General features: G+C 49.9%; 1 protein-coding gene. It reads left to right on the forward strand.

Annotated elements, in window-relative coordinates; all coding sequences use genetic code 11:
- Positions 1–212: 212 nt before the first annotated feature.
- Positions 213–399: helix-turn-helix transcriptional regulator (locus AB4Y40_RS42875; RefSeq protein WP_368692998.1), on the forward strand; the 187-nt coding region annotated here is incomplete at its 3' end.

The following is a 399-nucleotide window of genomic DNA, read 5'->3' on the forward strand; positions in this document are numbered from 1 at the left end:
TATCATCGCGATACTTAATAGCCTGGATCCATCTGCTGAAGATGCAAAAACCATGTTCAAGCGCGCTGAAAATGAGATTAACACCATGGCTGAAAAGCTCGGTGATGAATATCACCAAAAATTCATGATGACGCTTAACGATATGCGTCCAGAATTCGAGTAACCACCACCGCGGTGCCACACGCGCCGCACTGCAACCAAGAGAGGTATTTATGAAAGGTGCATTAGGTAAGAAGGAACTCCTGGCGGTGGTGCCACTGTCATGGAGCACTATCGACCGTATGGAGCGCGCAGGGGAATTTCCTAAACGCTGGTATATCACTGACAAACGCTGCGCATGGAACCGTGACGAAGTTGAGCGTTGGCTTGATGAACGTCAGGCAGCAAGCCCGGCAGAGT

This window comes from Paraburkholderia sp. EG287B (genome assembly GCF_040965595.1).
In the GTDB taxonomy this organism is placed as follows: domain Bacteria; phylum Pseudomonadota; class Gammaproteobacteria; order Burkholderiales; family Burkholderiaceae; genus Paraburkholderia.